The organism is Lysinibacillus sp. NPDC096418, from assembly GCF_044762775.1.
GTDB lineage: Bacteria > Bacillota > Bacilli > Bacillales_A > Planococcaceae > Lysinibacillus.
On record NZ_JBIWEY010000001.1, the window covers coordinates 386,181 to 402,745 of the forward strand.

A 16,565-nucleotide genomic window follows, 5' to 3' on the forward strand; every position below is an offset into this window, starting at 1 on the left:
AAATCCTCCACTATATGATGATGAATCCCTTGTACAATAGATTCGATATTTTTAAGTTGTGATTTTGCTAATACCGAGTATTCAATATACACTACTATTAAAATGAGTAAAAACCCCTGCCCTATTTAAAAGGCGGGGTTAATCAAACCATTACATAACTAGAAAAACAACGCATACAAGATTGTTTTTGAAAATATTATCTACAACCATCTCCTACTAGGAGGAATGCTTTGAGGAAACTGAAATACATTTTTAGGATCGTATTTCGTTTTCACGTCTCGAAGGCGTCTAAAATTCCGTCCATAATACGCAGTTGGCCAATCTTGAATATATAGATCTGGAAAGTTCACATAGTCTCCTGATGTATAAGGGGACAATGTGGTCCTCACTTTTTCTATCCAACGAATGTTTTGCTGTTCTTCTTCAGGATCTTCCCATATAGTCAGGTACTCTTGGGCGATAAGCGCGTTTCTATAAAAATATGCCGTGCTACTTGAAGGAATTTCTCCTACTGCTCCCCTCAATGATTGCTGCCATATAGTTGCATTTCGATTTGGCGCGTTTGCTAGTAACTCTTTCATCTCCATTATGGCTTTCTGCGGAAGTGTTCTTTCAATAAAAGATCCTGAGCGCTTGCGGAGGGCCGGTTGATTGCCACTTGGTACGTCAAAAAATTTGACAGCTTTGATGTACGGGACTTCCTTAATCCATACATTTGTTGGGGTTCCAGCATTCCTTAAAGGTCTAAGAAGCTTTTTCAATTTGGACGGAGAGCCTACAAAAATGCCTTGCGCTACAATTTCACCAACTTCTTTTGATTTTAATTCGATTTGTGACGTTAGGTTTTCATCAGTGTGGGGTGCAAAGTGTTGCCATGCATCAAAGGCAATCTCGAAATCCTCCCACCCCCATGAAATAGAGAAGATGGATACATCCATTATGGGGTGTAACTCGAATGTAAGAGATGTGACTATGCCAAAATTACCGCCTCCACCTCCACAGCAAGCCCAAAATAAATCACTATTCGTATGTTTGTTTGCTGTAATGAGTTCTGCCCCTAAATGACTACTAGCCCTAACCATTTCAACTTCAATCAAATTGTCACAAGTTAACCCAAATGGCCGTGACAACATCCCGATTCCACCACCAAGCGTCAAACCAACCACCCCTACACTGCTTTCAGTACCCGCTGGAATCGTCAAACCGTGTTCCCATAATGCATGATAAACTTTCCCTAAATTAGCACCGGCTTCGACTTTAGCCGTCATTGTTGCAGGATTGACCACGATTTTGTTCATCTCACTGACATCAATAATTATGCCCTTGCTCACTAATGAAAAATTTTCATAGCTATGCCGACCACTTCTGATTCGAAATGATTCATTATTTTCCTGCACCCAACGCAATGCATTGATGACGTCTTTCTTTTTTTGACAAAAGACAATTTTACTTGGAAATTTAGGATTGTTTAAATTATTATTCGTTCTTGCCTGCTCATAATTAGGATCATCAGGGGTAACAATTCTTCCTGTCAGCTTTGCCTTCTTCAATCTATAACCCCCTTCTCAAATGATGTTGATTGTATGTTACATACTATGCAACACCTTTTCGAAAGGTTGATTTTGATTTCCAATAACAAACGTTACTTTTTTACATATACTTTTATAATTGAGTCTTTTCAATATTAAGGAGAGTAACACATGAAAATATTTGTTAGACGTGGGGATTCATTTTGGTATTACAGCCAACTGTTTAAGGTACCTCTTCAACTAATAATCGACTCCAACCGGACCATTAACACTCAAGAACTTCAAGTAGGGCAAACAGTGCAAATACCAGGGTTTGTAGCCACTAATTATCACATACAAGCGGGAGATTCTTTATGGTCAATTGCCCTTAGCAGAAACCTTCCGCTAGATGCACTTTTTCTTGTGACTCCTAATTTTGATCCAAATCGTTTGCAAATTGGGCAGACAATTCGAGTACCAAAAAGAATTACTTCAAGGCTTGTAAATGGAAAGCAAAATTACGACTACTCCATCATGATGAAGGACATTAGAAGATTACTATCCGTTTATCCATTCTTACAAACCCCTCCAATCGGTAATTCAGTTTTGGGTAAGGAAATACCCGAAGTACTGATTGGAACCGGGGCTAAACGCGTTCATTATAATGGATCATTTCATGCAAATGAATGGATTACAACACCAATTATTATGACCTTCTTAAATGATTATTTGCTTTCCCTCACGAACCAGCAACCCATTCGTGGTCTTTTTACAGCTCCTCTTTACCAACAAACGAAACTTTCCATTGTGCCAATGGTCAATCCAGACGGTGTAGATTTAGTGATAAATGGACCTCCAGAGACTGAGCCGTGGCATAGCCAAGTGATTGAATGGAATAAAGGAAACCTAGACTTCTCAGGATGGAAAGCAAATATTAGAGGTGTAGATTTGAACGATCAATTCCCTGCCAAGTGGGAGTTGGAAAGTGCCAGAAATCCAAAGGAGCCAGGTCCAAGAGATTACGGTGGGGAAAAACCTTTATCTGAGCCAGAGGCCATTGCAATGGCGGACCTTACAAGGCGCATGGATTTTGCAAGAGTGCTTGCATTTCATACACAAGGGAAAGTAATTTACTGGGGTTTTGAAAACCTTGAACCCCCTGAAAATGAGATACTTGCCAAAGAGTTTGCAAGAGTTAGTGGATACGTGCCAGCTCAAGCTACCGGTAGTTACGCAGGCTATAAAGATTGGTTCATCCAAGACTGGCGGAGACCTGGTTTCACAATTGAGCTTGGAAGCGGGACAAATCCGCTCCCACTTACGCAATTCGATGAAATCTACGAAGAAGCTTTGGGGATTTTTCTTTCAGCATTATATTCATAAACAAAAGAACAAAATTCGACCTCTCTCACATATCATCAATATACAAAAAAGATGTTTTTATATTATTTAAATAGCGAATTTATACAACTTAAGATCCTAATTCATCTCTCTCCTCTTCATATGTGACAAATTTGTGAAACATTATTCCTAGCACACATTATGACATTTTTTTCATTTTAAGTGTTATAGAATGAAAAGGCTGATTTAAATATCAGACAATCATTCCAAATATTAGACAAAAGTAGAGGGAGAAATTATCGTGATCAGTTTATTATGGAAACATATTTTGAAATTTGAAATTGAGATTAAAAGAAAGATCATGTATAAAAAGGCCAAAGATTTAGGATTCACACATCCCCAAGTAGTACACTATAGTCAAGAATTAGATGACTTACTCAATAAATATTCGGCCCAAACTTCTAAAATGGCTACTAAATCAGATGATTTGAATAGGGAATCCTCAATTAACGACTTATTAAAATATTTCTTTTTCATCTTCAGCGCACGTATTGGTGTCTTCTTTTTAGTTGATTGGAATTTAGCCATATGACTCTTTCGAAAATATTTGTAAATCCACTACCTTCAAAAACGAAGTAGAGAAAGCAGCTTAGAGTTTAACCTTAGAAATACGAAGATTCTTTATTAAAAATCAGTTACCTACTTTCATCATATAATTGGTTCATCAACAGACATAAAAATAGCGAGTCTTTTCTCTATATTACAAATTTACAGAGAAAAGACTCGCATCATGTTATACTAATTAATTTCTTCAATTAACCCATTCTATTTTGCAAATCCATAAAGGACAATACCTGTCGCAACAGCAACATTTAACGATTCAGCTTGTCCAAAGATAGGAATAATCATGTTTTGATCTGCTTTTGAAAGCAACTGTGGATTAATGCCACTACCTTCATTGCCCACCATAATCGCAAATGCGCCACCATGCTGAATATCACTATAAGGCACGGCATCTTCGTCAAGTGCTGTACCAAACACTGGAACGCCATTATCTTGAAGCACATCAATCCAGTCTTCTAAATCACCACGTACAACTGGTATATGGAAATGTGAGCCTTGCGCTGAACGAAGTGTCTTCGGATTATAAAGATCTGCACAACCTTTGCCAAGCACAACTGCGTCTAGTCCGGCCGCATCTGCTGTACGAATCATCGTACCGATATTGCCCGGATCTTGTACTGCATCTACAAGTAAAACCTTGCGCCAAGTAGACATCGAGTCTGCAACTGCCGTTGGTTGCTTGCAAACGGCAAACACACCTTGTGTCGTTTCTGTTTCAGCAAATTCCTTGGCAACAGCTGGCGTTACTTCTACCAACGTTACATCATCAATTGGCCAAAGCATTGGTAAATCAACATCTTCTCGTACAATTAACTGCAGCACCTGTTCCTTATTTTTCAACGCTTCCTCTACCAAATGGAAGCCTTCTACTAAAAATTCACCCGAACGTTCCCGTTCTTTGCGAGTTGTTGCTAACTTTTTCCAGTATTTAACTAATGTATTTTGCGTCGATTCAATTCTTTTCATTGTATTTCTTTACCGCCCTTTTTTTATATACTGTCCCCTATTATATAGTACCGAGCACCGAGTGTCATATGAAGCGAAAAAAAAGTGAACCCCTTTAGCAAGAATGTGGGATTCACAGATGCGCTTATTTTAAATAGTCTGGTGTAATCTGATCGAATAAATGTTTCATCTCAAGTAATTTCCAAAGGTATGTTTGTAACTTGGCTACAGAAGCATCTACTTCAACATAGTAATTGTTTTGAAAGACAATTCTCATCGGGCCATTAGCCATCTTTTGCGTCAGGAAGTCCAAGTTAAATATCCAAACCGCTTCTCTGTATTCGAAACTTGGTAGTTGCATCGCATACAACCCTTTTGCTGACAACATAATTGGTGGATTCTTTACATAATTTGTAGTTTCACGCGCTGCTCGAATACACCCATCTAATGTCGACCCATTCATAATACAAAAGCGATTCATAATTTCAGACACACTCTTTTTCGAAAACAACTTTCCCTTCTCTGTAATCAATACAGAAGAATATCCGCCCATATAATATGGTGCAATTGCGTATACTCTATTTTCTTTTATGAATTTTATTTCCTCCATTTCATATTCCGTTGTCAAATTCCCCTAAAATCGGTTCAACTTACCGGCTTAATGCGTCAGTTTTCTGTACTTAACTTCTCGATGTGTTGCATGTTGCAGGCGACCATTCACATACATTTGAATTGAGGTCTTCACATCTTGTCGACTCACTAATCACGATACTAAATAATGATTAGTTCTGTATACTTTCTACTGTTGACACCCGCTCTCGATTTACTAACGAGTCCTTTCAACGCGCTGGTTGATTACTCAACAAGATTATGTATGTCGAATACTTGGGGATTTTTGAAGACGCTGTATTTTTGACAATACGGTCTTGCCTCCTCATTGTTTAAATTGCAAGGAAACCCATACAGCTACTGGTGTTCATTCCTTGCTTGTTTTTAACCCAAAAACAGTTTCATACTTCCAACCGACTAACTACCGCCACATTTCAAATATCCTAATCGTTCACGAATTCTCTCTTTACTCTTTGCGATAACCACCTCCATCTCTATTTGTTACACCTTCATTATAAAATCAGTTATCAGAATTTTCAATATATTTTTACATAAAATTTCATTTTTCTGCAATTTATCCAGTATTTTTTACACTTGCAAATTAATTAGGCACTCTTTTCTTATTGTATAGTACATCTAAATTCCCGCAAAAAAGCTATCTTCACTCTCCAATATTAAAGAGGAAGATAGCTTTCTAAATTGAATATTCTTCTACACTTTTAAAACTATTAAGTATATTTTCCGCATGAAGATGGAGTTCATCAATAGTTTTTTCAAGTTGCTTAGCTGCAATTGGTTTACTGAATAGATAACCTTGAATGTAATCACACTCTCCTTCTAAAAGAAAAGAGAGCTGTTCAATGTCCTCAATGCCTTCTGCGACAACTTTTAAACATAAATGTTTGGCCATCGAAAGAATCATGGACACAAGTACCTCGTCATTCTTATCATGCTGAATGTTACGTACAAAGGCACGATCGATTTTAATGCAATCAATCGGAAAATCTTTTAAGTAAGATAACGATGAATACCCTGTCCCAAAGTCATCGACAGCTATTTGGATACCAAGGGATTTCAATTCCCGTAGTAATAGTGTCATTTCGTCAATATTCATTGCCATGCTCTCTGTAATTTCGAGTTGTAAATAACATGGATTTAGCTTTGTTCGTAGTAAAATATCCTCTACCATATTGACTAAATTTTTCTGAAATAACTGACCGAGTGATAGATTAACTGCCACTTTCATATTTGGTAAACCTTGTTTTTGCCATTCTTTCGCCTGCAAACATGCCGCTTCTAATACCCATTCTCCGAGTTGAATGATAAGCCCTGATTCTTCGGCGATTGGTATAAATACACATGGAGAAACGGAACCACGTGTAGGATGTTGCCACCGTACAAGTGCCTCCACAGACTCAATTTTCCCACTTTTCAAATTGACCTGAGGCTGATATACAAGATGAAACTCGTTATTTGCTAGTGCCTGACGTAGCTCTTGTTCGAGAAGAAGTCGGTCGGCAACGCCATCAGACATGCTCGGCTTATAAAATAATAAGCGCTTCGGAAAACGACTTGCCTCTTTCATCGCTAAGCGAGCCTGCATTAGTAAAGTTTCCTCAGAAATGTACTCTTCTGTTTGAATAGCGATTCCAATATTTAGATCTCCATTTAAGGAGTAATGCTGTATTTGCACTGGATCCTTCAGCATGACGCCTTTTAATGTTTCACAAAATAGGATCAATTCTTCCTTCGCTTTAAATTGGCCAATATAAATAACGAATTGATCTTCCTGTAATTTAGCAGCAAAAAAATGCACTGGTAACACGCTAATGATTCTATCTGCCACAAGCTTTAACATTTTATTGGAATAGCTAATACCTAGGGATGAACGAATTGTCGCTAAGCGATCAATCTCTATTGCAATAACTGCTTTTGGCTCATTGCCTGTTTGTAAATCTACCTTCAACGTTTTCAATAAAAAGCGTTCGTTTGCAAGCTGCGTCACATCATCATGATACACTTGATGATACAACTCTTTTTCCGACTGCTCTAAATTTTTCTGAATCTGTAAAAGCTGTTGATAAGGCCTCTCCACGAAGCCAAAATAAATCGCTTTAATGACAAAGAAGAAAGCATAGATTTTATACCCAAGCGCAAGAACATGCCCAAACGCGTATGGATCTTGATATACAGTAAATAATACATCACTCACAATCAAGTACAGGGATGCAATAGCTAGCCAACCAGCACGCTTAGGTGCAAGATGATAGTTTTTCATTAAAATCACAAGAACGATTAATTGTATGCCTGTTGCAGACAATTGCAAAACATTTTGCCATTGTGGTTGTTGAATCTCTTCTACAATAAACGGCTGCAAAAAAACAGGTGGATTACTAAGTATTATCAGTGTAAAAATCGAAAGAATACAAGCTTTTCCATATGTAAGTAAGCGCTGATTCAATTGTAACTGCGTTTGGTTTTTCATGATTATCACGAGAAAGACGCCCGCTAATAACAGACGTATTATAAGGTGTAACCACATAGAAAGGTAGGATGTTTGTAAACCATAGTCTGAAACAAATGAATGCACTTCAATGATGTTAATCCATTCGAATAAGGCAATCGTAAAGAAAAAGACGCCTGTGTATAGCGTACGCTCAAACTTTAAATGTGGAAATATTAACCAAGTCTGTATAGCTATGGCCATTGCAAAAACGATGACTAGTATCTGAATGGCTAAATGAAAATAAATATAATGTTCATCTTTGAAAACACCATATAATTGCTCACTATAAAATAAAATTGGCAGAAGTAGTAGCAGTGGCATGAAAATAAAGCCTAGCTCCTTTTTCTCGATGTCTCTATTAAAATGAACTTTCTCCAATACTATTCCTCCATAGTAAAAATCCTTCACATCTAAGATTAACTCGCGATGAGCATAGTTAAATCTTAAAATTCTCAATTTATTTTAACTTTCAATTATAGAAAGTAGTTGCTTGTAGCGCAAAGCAACTACTTTCTATAATTGAAAGTAGTTGCTTGTAGCGCAAAGCAACTACTTCTTTATCAGATGCAAATAAATGGTTGATATTTTACTCTTTTTGAGATATCAATTTACAATCTACAGAATATCACTATTCCTAACCCTTGTGGACATTTTATTAAAACATCCCATTTTTCTATCATAAAGAGCATTAGGATGTTTTTTTTTATTATTCTCTATTTAAAAATACCTATAAAACCCCCTTAATTTTGGTTATAATTCGCATCCGTCTTTTCTTTACAGCATCCACTGACACAGATAGTTGTAGAGCAATTTCCCTATAGTTATAGCCATCTAAATAGAATAATTGAAGTAATTTCACCTCTTCTTTTGTCAAAGACTCAAAAAGCATTTCTACTAATTCAGTGGAATGCCCTTCTTCTAGTAATCCGTCATGTGTTCTTAAGACGTTCAAAGTTTCATCCTCCATCAGCGTACAGTTGCTCACATAACGTTTTTCAACTGTAAGCTCCTGCATAATACGCCCCTTAACAGTAGTATAAATATAAGAAGAAAACTTACCTTTTGTAGGATCAGCTTTTTGCCACGCCTCCCATACTCCGATAGCAGCAATATGACGATAATAGTCATAATTTTTATAAACATGGCATTTCAATAAAATCGTCGTAATCATTGGTTGCACTAGCTCTAATACTTCTTCAAACGGTTGTTCTGGCGACAACTCTATCTTTTTTTCCTTCGCATCAATCATTAGTCCATCCTGACGACTGTGCACAATCAATTATTCCTAGGTGACTCCATCGTAACCTGGATAAAAACGGATGACGAATGGCTGATTTAGCGTATTTCCTTAAGGTTATTTATAATATTTTTTCATATTAAAACAGCAATTTACTAAGTGAAATTTTGTAAATCATAAGTTTTTTTAGTACTTTACATACATAATTTTTGAAAGCCTGGACAAATTATTACTAAGGAGGCGATTTAAGATGAACTTTCAAATAAGAGATGCTATTACAACAAATGTAAATGGTCAAACAGCAGCCGAATTTAAGGACATTGTAGAGGATGCGATTGCACGCGGTGAAGAACATCTACTACCTGGTCTTGGTGTATTTTTCGAAAAGTGGTGGCAACAATCAAGCCCTACAGAACGAGATGCCTTTACCCAAAAGCTAGAAAAAGTATTTGCACACTAGCATACTTTTATGTATTCATACATTTCATTCCTTCCAATAGCATGATAAATTAGATTTATCAGAATTATTTGGAGGCGAGTGAAATGACTATTGTCATTGATCAAATAGTAGGTCAACTTAAAAGTATTTTAGAGGACGAGCAAGTATCTACGAATAAAACGGTACGTGAATTGCATGGAAAAGATGAATCTCACCATGCAGCGAGTTTGCCAGATATCGTTGTATTTCCCCGCTCGACAGCTGACGTGAGCGCGATTTTAAAAATTGCGCATGAAGCATGTGTAGCTGTCGTGCCATTTGGCGTTGGCTCGAGTTTAGAGGGCAATGCCATTCCTATTGCACGTGGAATCTCTATTGATTTCTCAGAAATGAATGCAATTTTAGAAATTCGTCCAGAAGACTTGCTTGCAAAAGTGCAACCTGGTGTCACGCGTGCTCAACTCAACAAAGAATTGAAAAAACACGGTTTGCAATTTACTGTAGACCCTGGTGCTGATGCGACACTTGGTGGGATGGCTGCAACAAATGCTAGTGGCACGACAGCTGTACGCTATGGCGTTATGCGTGACCAAGTACGTGATTTAGAGGTCGTGCTGGCAGATGGCTCCGTTATCCATACAGGTAGCATGGCGGCAAAATCTTCTTCTGGCTATCACTTAAATGGTTTATTCGTAGGCTCAGAGGGTACACTTGGTTGCTTTACAGAGTTGACATTAAAGGTTTATGGGATTCCTGAATTTGTGACTGCTGGGCGTGCTGTTTTTCCGACAGTTGGTGAAGCTGTTAGCGCAGTCACTGCCTTGTTGCAAGCTGGGATTATGGTCGGACGTGTTGAGCTCGTCGATGAAGCTTCTATAGCGCAAGCTAATGTTTACAATGAAACTACATATGAAGAAAAACCGACTTTATTTTTAGAATTCCACGGAAATGAAGCAGGTATGCAAGAAGATATTGAATTTACTACCGCAATTTTTGAGGACTATGTTTGCGCCTCAATTACCTTTGAAACCGACAATGCCGCACGCAATAAGCTTTGGGAAGCCCGTCATAGTCTTGCTTATGCCTATATTCATGCATATCCAGGAAAAAAACTAATGTCCACAGACGTTTGTGTACCAATTTCCGCACTTGCTGAGACAATTTTATATGCGCGGGAACAGCTAGAGACGGTTGGTCTTGCCGGTGGAGTTGTTGGACATGTAGGTGATGGCAACTTCCACGCGTTACTCATGCTTGACCCAACGGATGCAAAAGAGCAAGCAAGGGCCGATGAATTCAATGAACATATTGTCCAGTTTGCACTGCTACGTGGCGGTTCATGTACAGGTGAACATGGTGTCGGCATCGGCAAGATGAAGTACCAAGCGGCAGAACATGGTGCTTCCTTACTTGTCATGAAAAGCATTAAGGCCGCTCTTGACCCTCATAATATTATGAATCCAGGAAAAATTTTCACGATGTAGTTTCTCAAATTAAGAGAGAAACTTTGTTAATCTATAACATTTCACCACTTAAAAACACGGCCTCTCTTAAAACAGAAGGCCGTGTTTTCTACTGAAAATCATTAAAGCGACAACTACTAAGATTTCGCTCTGTACCAAGTGCTCGCGGTACCATTGTTTCAACTAAATAATCATCTTCCTCATAAATAATTTTCTTTAATTCAATGTCGAAAAATTCCTTCATGCGGGATTCTGTCATCACATCTTGAACTTTACCGTAGACAACATCCTTTTCCTTTGCCGTCATGAGTACAAAATCCGCCAAGTAAAACGCATGATTTGGATAATGGGTGTTAATGATGCATGAAATGCCACGTTCTTGCGATAAACGTTTAATCGTCTGTAAAATAACAATTTGTTTTTGTATATCGAGATGCGATTCTGGTTCATCTAATATTAGAACTTCTGGATCTGATACAAGCGTACGTGCAATAAGTGCCAGTTGTAACTCACCACCACTCACCTCATTGCACGACTTTTTCGCCAAATGCAAAATACCAATTGTATCGAGTGCTGCATGTGCCGCTTCCAAGTCTTTTTTTGTTGGCTGCGCAAGTGTGCTAATATATGGGGCACGTCCCATCACTACTAGTTCCTCAATAGAAAAACCAAACACCATTTTATGTGCTTGCGGTACGTAGCCAACACGCTTCCATAGCTCTTTACGATCAATCGACGTAAGTGCCTTATCATCAATACGCGTTTCACCTTGCTTCCATTCAAGTAGACCTGTAATACATTTAAGCATTGTCGTCTTCCCTGCACCATTCGGCCCAAGGATCGCCATAATTTCTCCAGGTTCTAAGGTGAAATTGATGTTTCTTGCATATAAATCCGGGAATTTTTTTCGACGTTTCTCATAATGATAGTTGCCATTCACAACTTCAATTTTCATCCCCATCCACCTCCTGAACGGCGTAATAAATAAGCAAAGAAAGGTGCACCTATAATCGCTGTTAAAATAGATAACGGAATTTCCGTCGCTGTTATCGAGCGAGCCAAATTATCAATGATTAGTAAATACACACTACCAATGGCAACTGACACGGGCAACACATTCTGATTATTATTCCCAACGAGCATTCGCGCTACATGAGGAATAATTAAGCCAACCCAGCCAACAATTCCTGCTACAGCTACTGAAGCAGCGGTGATCAATGTAGCTCCAAAAATCACAATCCATTTTAAACGGACCACTGGAATCCCCATTGATTTTGCTTCGTCCTCTGGCAAGGTTAAAATATTCAAGCGCCAGCGTAATAAATACAATAGTAAAATACCTATTAAAATAAGTGGGCCACCAATATATAAATCCTTATATGTCGCTGTGCCAAGACTCCCCATCAACCAATATGTAATCGCTGGGAGCTTTTCCTCTGGGTCCGCTACAAATTTTGTCAGTGAAATCAATGCGTTAAACAACGCTGACGTCACGACACCTGCTAACACAAACATAAACATTTGTGCATTTTTCTTCGCACCAGCAATTAAAAATGTAAATCCAATCGCACCAAGCCCGAAAATTAGAGCCATTACTTGTGCAGCAAAGTTCTGTCCAAATAATAAAATCCCTAGAGAAGCCCCAAAACCTGCACCGGCCGAAACGCCTAAAATATCAGGCGATACTAGTGGATTACCAAACATGCCTTGAAACCCTGCCCCCGCAATCGCTAAGCCACCACCAATAAGTAGCGCTAGCAAGATCCGTGGTAAGCGAATATTCATCACAACGGTTTCTTCCATTTGTGTCCACGTTTGTTCAACTGGGAACACTTGAGAAGCGAGGATTTTCAAAATATGTTCAATCCCTACCTCGAAACGACCTACACCCAGTGAAATGATTGCTACTACAATCGGTAGCAACCATAACAATGCAACTTTCCATTTCTTCATTTCACCATCAGTCCTTAATATTTCGCTGCATCAGAAGAAGGATTTAAAATTGAGTGAATTTCTTCGTCTGTTACGTCAAATTCATAGAAGTCTTTGTAATAAGATTTTATTTCATCTTCGATTTTATAGTCGAATAATTCAGGATGGTTCTTTTGTGCCATCCATTTCAACATAAGCGGTGCATCCCCACTTGGTGGGAACCAACGATAAATACCAAGCGGGATTTTATATACTTTCCCGTCTTGAACTGCTTTAATTTGGCTCCAATCTTGACCATTTACTTTGTTTTCAAGTAGATCAACAGGTTGTGTTTCAGTAAAGTTTGTAATGTAAATGATGTCTGGGTTCCAAGCGTAAATTTGCTCCATGTTGACTTCTTTTCGTCCCTGTATATCATTTTCAGCAACATCTACAGCACCCGTTGCATTTAGCCATTGGTTCCCAAAGAAGTTTTTACCGCCGATTGTAATGGATTTATCATTATGCATGTGTAAAATCATTGCTCGCGGCTTCTTATTTGTTGCCAAGTTCTCTAGCTTTTCATCCAATTGGGCTTGTACTTTTTTCCCTTCGTCAAAAAAACGATTCGCACGTTCTGTTGTACCTGTAATCTGACTAGTTAGTTCCAACCAGCTATTAAACGTTGCAAGTGGTTCGGCTGCAGCCGCATCAATAGCTTTAACACCAATGACAGGTATCCCTGCTTCTGAAACCTTATTAATTGATGCTTCATCTGTTGAAATCTCTACATATAGCTGTGGATTTACTTTCATCAATTCTTCCACATTCACTTCACCATTTTGAACAAAGGAAGTTTCAGCCTTTAAAACGTCTGGTGAAATTTTGGCTAGAATTGAGTTTTTCGCAGCATTGAATGAGTTTGGGTGCATTCCAACTATCTCTTTTGTCGAGTTCGTCGCTACATACCAAGTTGAGAAGTATGGTAAAATCCCACCTGTTACTACCCGTTCAATTTTTCCTGGTACTGTCACCTCACGCCCTAGTTGGTCAGTAACAATTTTCTCCTCCGCAGTTGTTTGCACTTCTGTTGCTGGTGCTTCTGCTGATTTTTCTGTACTTGTTCCCTCTTCTTTCTCACCTCCGCAAGCTGCTAGCATTGCCGTCAACGCTAATGTTGCTAAAAATCCGTATTTTCTCATTGTCCTTCTTCCTCTCTTAGCCATTTTGCGATTCCGTGTAAAAACGGTTTCGATTGATCGATAAACCCTAGTCCAATATGAAACATTGGGTCAAGTGTTGTCACCATAAGTTCGCCATTAAAACTTACCTTGTCTACGTAAAGTAATGAGCGTCCGCCTGGAATATCCAGTAATGACTGTGCACCCTCAGGTGGGATGAAAGAGCCATGATAGTGCCATTTCATATCACGAAGTGTCACATACTTAAATAGTGGATGCGCCTCATTTTGCAGTTCCATTGGCAAATCACCACCATCACGTACCCACCAGCTGAAGTTTACTTCTGAGTCTTCCCAGTCAATCGTTGGAAACCAGTTGTCTAAAACCTCACCGAAAATAATGAGTCGTTTACCAGATTCAATAAATGTTAATAACTGTGACTGATATTGTTTTAAATGTGGAATATCTAAACGACATGATAAAATCAGGGTGTCATACTTCGCTAAATCGTATTTATGTAACTCACGAATATGTAGTACGTCGTCATATAAATAATTGAATTCTTCCTCTGCAAAAAAGCGATTTTGAAATGGCAAGCCATTTGTCACAATACCTATCATAAGGCTTGTCCTCCTCTCACCTGGTTGCATGAATATTCTTCCCGTATACATGCAAGCATTTGTACACTTAGCTTGCTTGATGTATTATCTTCGTCTATAAAAACACGGTAAATATCCGTACCTGCTCCTGCAAAAATTGTACCGTTCGTTGAATGTTGGTCTACATATATAATTGGTACACCGCTTTGATCAGTCACAAGTACTTTGGCATGCTGTGGAATTCCCTCAAAATAACCACGTGAGAAGAAACCACGCACCCCTTTACGATAGTTAAGGTCATATGCATCAATTCCAGTAAATAGCGGATGCTCTGGCTCAGTTATGATGATTTCACGGTCCTTCAAAGGAATTGGAGAGCGCTTCCAATTTGACACGCCTGTAAGCCATGGCAGTGATGTTTCCGTTAAAGAAAAAATTACACCACCTTGTGCCAGATAGTCATCTAATACTGCTTTATGTTCCAGTAAAAACAGCTCTTCCACTAAGTTTGTAATGATAATCCCCTCAAATTTACGTAAATCAGCATGTGGTAAATCGTATAAATATAAAAACACTAAACCCCGATTTCGATCCTCTTCTGTTAGTCTTGCAAATTGGATGTCAATGCCGACATAAGCAATTGGCTTCAAAGCATACCCTACTCTCTTTTTAAATTTACATTGAAAATGATTATCATTTGCAGTAAAATACTTACTACAGTATATTGATAACGATTATCATTGTCAATATACTTTTTTTATAGTTCTATAGTCGTTAGCTATCTCATGATATTTTTATAGAAATAATATTTATAGTTCATTTACTATACATTTTCACTATTATTTATCATTGAAGGAAGAAGTAAGTTTTTTAGGAGGAGAAATATGGGTATTCAATTTACTATGTTAAAACTAGACCCTGGTCATGCTTTTGGTGTAAACGGCCCCATGCAAAAAGATACAGGCGATGAGTCTAAGGTTGTTGAGCAATACGATTTTGCAAATGAGGATTTAAGTGGTGTTGACGTTCTAATTATCCCAAATTTTGTAGATCAAGAGTTTTTGTTTTCGCAGCGCGAAAAAATTAAAGACTTTTTAGCGAAGAAGAAGATTGTCGTATATTGTGGCCATTTATTCCGTGAATGGCTACCAGGCTGTGCTCCATTCATGCCACAGCATATTCAAAATTACAAGGATTACGAGGTATTTCCAGCTGAAAATTCACATATTTTCGAGGGTGTTACAACAGAAGATATGACCTTTAAAAAAGGTGTTGCTGGTTTCTTTGCACGTGGCTATCACCATGCACCCGTAGGAGCAGAAATTTTACTAACATTTGCTAATGGTAAGCCAGTTACGTACATTGACCGAACGTCGACAAACGGCACTATTTTAGTACATGCTGGGCGTGATTTACTTGGCTATGCAGGTGAAAATAAATCAACAGACCGCATTCGCCCACAGTTTTTAGCTTGGCTTGAAGCGGAGGTAAAAACTTTAAAGGAGGGAACAGCACAATGAGAAAAATCGGTGTCATTTATAGTGGTAATGAATCGCATTACCGCACATTCCATGAACCCAAGTTCAATCAATACATCACAAAAATCATCTATCATCCTGAATTTTTAAAAACAAATATTGAAGATTTAGACGTTTTGATAGTCCCATCCCAATTGAATTCTAAATTATTACTAGCAAGTGTTACAAAAATCCATGACTTTGCAGAACGCGGTGGTATCGTTGTCACTTTCGGCCCACAACCATGGAATTGGCTTCCTGCACAAAAATGGGAAGAGCGCCCTACTAACTTCTGGTGGTGGCTTGAAAAAAATGCATCTAGCGGCTTAGTGCTACGAAATCCATTACATCCAATGTTCAATGGCTATTTAACGTTAGCTGACTGTACATGGCATCAACATGGTGTCTTTTGGCCACCTGAGCACACTGAAGTTTTGATTTCAACAGAAGATGGCGGTGCAGTCATGTACATGGATACGGATTCCACTGGTGGTACATGGATCATTACAACGCTTGATCCAGATTTCCACTTTGGTTCATACTTCATGCCAGCAACTGAACGCTTTTTCGAAGGCTTCTTCCCATACCTTGCCTATGGAAAAATCTAATATGTATTCTTATCGAACCGCTCAATTTGTGCGGTTTTTTCTAATTCAACAACAAAAAAAGCAATCCAGCATCTCCT

15 protein-coding genes and 1 pseudogene are annotated in these 16,565 nt (G+C 38.4%); 6 read left to right on the plus strand and 10 right to left on the minus strand.

Going from position 1 to position 16,565, the window contains the following annotated elements:
• Positions 1 to 200: 200 nt before the first annotated feature.
• A complete protein-coding gene (locus ACIQZG_RS01820) occupies positions 201 to 1,550 on the minus strand; it encodes an FAD-binding oxidoreductase (RefSeq protein WP_402753442.1) in 1,350 nt (449 codons plus the stop codon).
• Positions 1,551 to 1,700: 150 nt separating this feature from the next.
• On the opposite strand from ACIQZG_RS01820, the gene ACIQZG_RS01825 reads away from it, so the two are divergent.
• Complete coding sequence (locus ACIQZG_RS01825) at positions 1,701 to 2,891, plus strand: M14 family metallopeptidase (protein WP_402753443.1); 1,191 nt, start codon at positions 1,701 to 1,703, stop codon at positions 2,889 to 2,891.
• A 259-nt stretch (positions 2,892 to 3,150) separates the two neighbouring features.
• A pseudogene (locus tag ACIQZG_RS01830) lies at positions 3,151 to 3,306 on the plus strand (Spo0E family sporulation regulatory protein-aspartic acid phosphatase); the annotation flags it as partial.
• A 368-nt stretch (positions 3,307 to 3,674) separates the two neighbouring features.
• Here the strand turns inward: ACIQZG_RS01830 and ACIQZG_RS01835 are convergent.
• The 4 genes from ACIQZG_RS01835 to ACIQZG_RS01850 all read right to left on the minus strand — a co-directional run bounded on the left by ACIQZG_RS01835 (position 3,675) and on the right by ACIQZG_RS01850 (position 8,806).
• Entirely contained in the window at positions 3,675 to 4,439 is a 765-nt protein-coding gene (locus ACIQZG_RS01835) for a TrmH family RNA methyltransferase (protein ID WP_402753444.1), read from the minus strand.
• Positions 4,440 to 4,563: 124 nt separating this feature from the next.
• Positions 4,564 to 5,028: a competence protein ComK gene (locus tag ACIQZG_RS01840; RefSeq protein ID WP_402753445.1), complete on the minus strand. Its 465-nt coding sequence runs from the start codon at positions 5,026 to 5,028 to the stop codon at positions 4,564 to 4,566.
• Between the two features lie 693 nt (positions 5,029 to 5,721).
• Positions 5,722 to 7,911: a putative bifunctional diguanylate cyclase/phosphodiesterase gene (locus tag ACIQZG_RS01845; protein WP_402753446.1), complete on the minus strand. Its 2,190-nt coding sequence runs from the start codon at positions 7,909 to 7,911 to the stop codon at positions 5,722 to 5,724.
• A gap of 349 nt (positions 7,912 to 8,260) precedes the next feature.
• Entirely contained in the window at positions 8,261 to 8,806 is a 546-nt protein-coding gene (locus tag ACIQZG_RS01850) for a sigma-70 family RNA polymerase sigma factor (protein ID WP_402753447.1), read from the minus strand.
• A gap of 214 nt (positions 8,807 to 9,020) precedes the next feature.
• On the opposite strand from ACIQZG_RS01850, the gene sspI reads away from it, so the two are divergent.
• Together sspI and ACIQZG_RS01860 are read left to right on the plus strand one after the other, a co-directional pair.
• Positions 9,021 to 9,230: a small acid-soluble spore protein SspI gene (gene sspI, locus ACIQZG_RS01855; protein WP_402753448.1), complete on the plus strand. Its 210-nt coding sequence runs from the start codon at positions 9,021 to 9,023 to the stop codon at positions 9,228 to 9,230.
• Between the two features lie 83 nt (positions 9,231 to 9,313).
• Positions 9,314 to 10,693, plus strand: a complete 1,380-nt coding sequence (locus tag ACIQZG_RS01860; protein WP_402753449.1) for an FAD-binding oxidoreductase — start codon at positions 9,314 to 9,316, stop codon at positions 10,691 to 10,693.
• An 88-nt stretch (positions 10,694 to 10,781) separates the two neighbouring features.
• Here the strand turns inward: ACIQZG_RS01860 and ACIQZG_RS01865 are convergent, their stop codons facing one another.
• The 5 genes from ACIQZG_RS01865 to ACIQZG_RS01885 are packed head-to-tail and all read right to left on the minus strand — an operon-like array spanning position 10,782 to position 15,013.
• Positions 10,782 to 11,627, minus strand: a complete 846-nt coding sequence (locus ACIQZG_RS01865) for an ABC transporter ATP-binding protein (protein ID WP_402753450.1) — start codon at positions 11,625 to 11,627, stop codon at positions 10,782 to 10,784.
• Positions 11,624 to 12,625: a FecCD family ABC transporter permease gene (locus tag ACIQZG_RS01870; protein ID WP_402753451.1), complete on the minus strand. Its 1,002-nt coding sequence runs from the start codon at positions 12,623 to 12,625 to the stop codon at positions 11,624 to 11,626. The genes ACIQZG_RS01865 and ACIQZG_RS01870 overlap by 4 nt, the downstream gene beginning before the upstream one ends.
• A gap of 14 nt (positions 12,626 to 12,639) precedes the next feature.
• Entirely contained in the window at positions 12,640 to 13,785 is a 1,146-nt protein-coding gene (locus ACIQZG_RS01875) for an ABC transporter substrate-binding protein (RefSeq protein ID WP_402753452.1), read from the minus strand.
• Positions 13,782 to 14,384 carry a hypothetical protein gene (locus ACIQZG_RS01880; protein WP_402753453.1) on the minus strand — a complete coding sequence of 201 codons (603 nt, stop codon included), beginning with the start codon at positions 14,382 to 14,384 and terminating at the stop codon, positions 13,782 to 13,784. The genes ACIQZG_RS01875 and ACIQZG_RS01880 overlap by 4 nt, the downstream gene beginning before the upstream one ends.
• Positions 14,381 to 15,013, minus strand: a complete 633-nt coding sequence (locus ACIQZG_RS01885) for a hypothetical protein (RefSeq protein ID WP_402753454.1) — start codon at positions 15,011 to 15,013, stop codon at positions 14,381 to 14,383. Before ACIQZG_RS01885 ends, ACIQZG_RS01880 begins: the two co-directional genes overlap by 4 nt.
• A 234-nt stretch (positions 15,014 to 15,247) precedes the next feature.
• On the opposite strand from ACIQZG_RS01885, the gene ACIQZG_RS01890 reads away from it, so the two are divergent.
• On the plus strand, positions 15,248 to 15,883 hold the full coding sequence (locus ACIQZG_RS01890; RefSeq protein ID WP_402753455.1) for a hypothetical protein: 636 nt from the start codon (positions 15,248 to 15,250) through the stop codon (positions 15,881 to 15,883).
• Positions 15,880 to 16,488: a hypothetical protein gene (locus tag ACIQZG_RS01895; RefSeq protein WP_402753456.1), complete on the plus strand. Its 609-nt coding sequence runs from the start codon at positions 15,880 to 15,882 to the stop codon at positions 16,486 to 16,488. Before ACIQZG_RS01890 ends, ACIQZG_RS01895 begins: the two co-directional genes overlap by 4 nt.
• Positions 16,489 to 16,565: the final 77 nt, after the last annotated feature.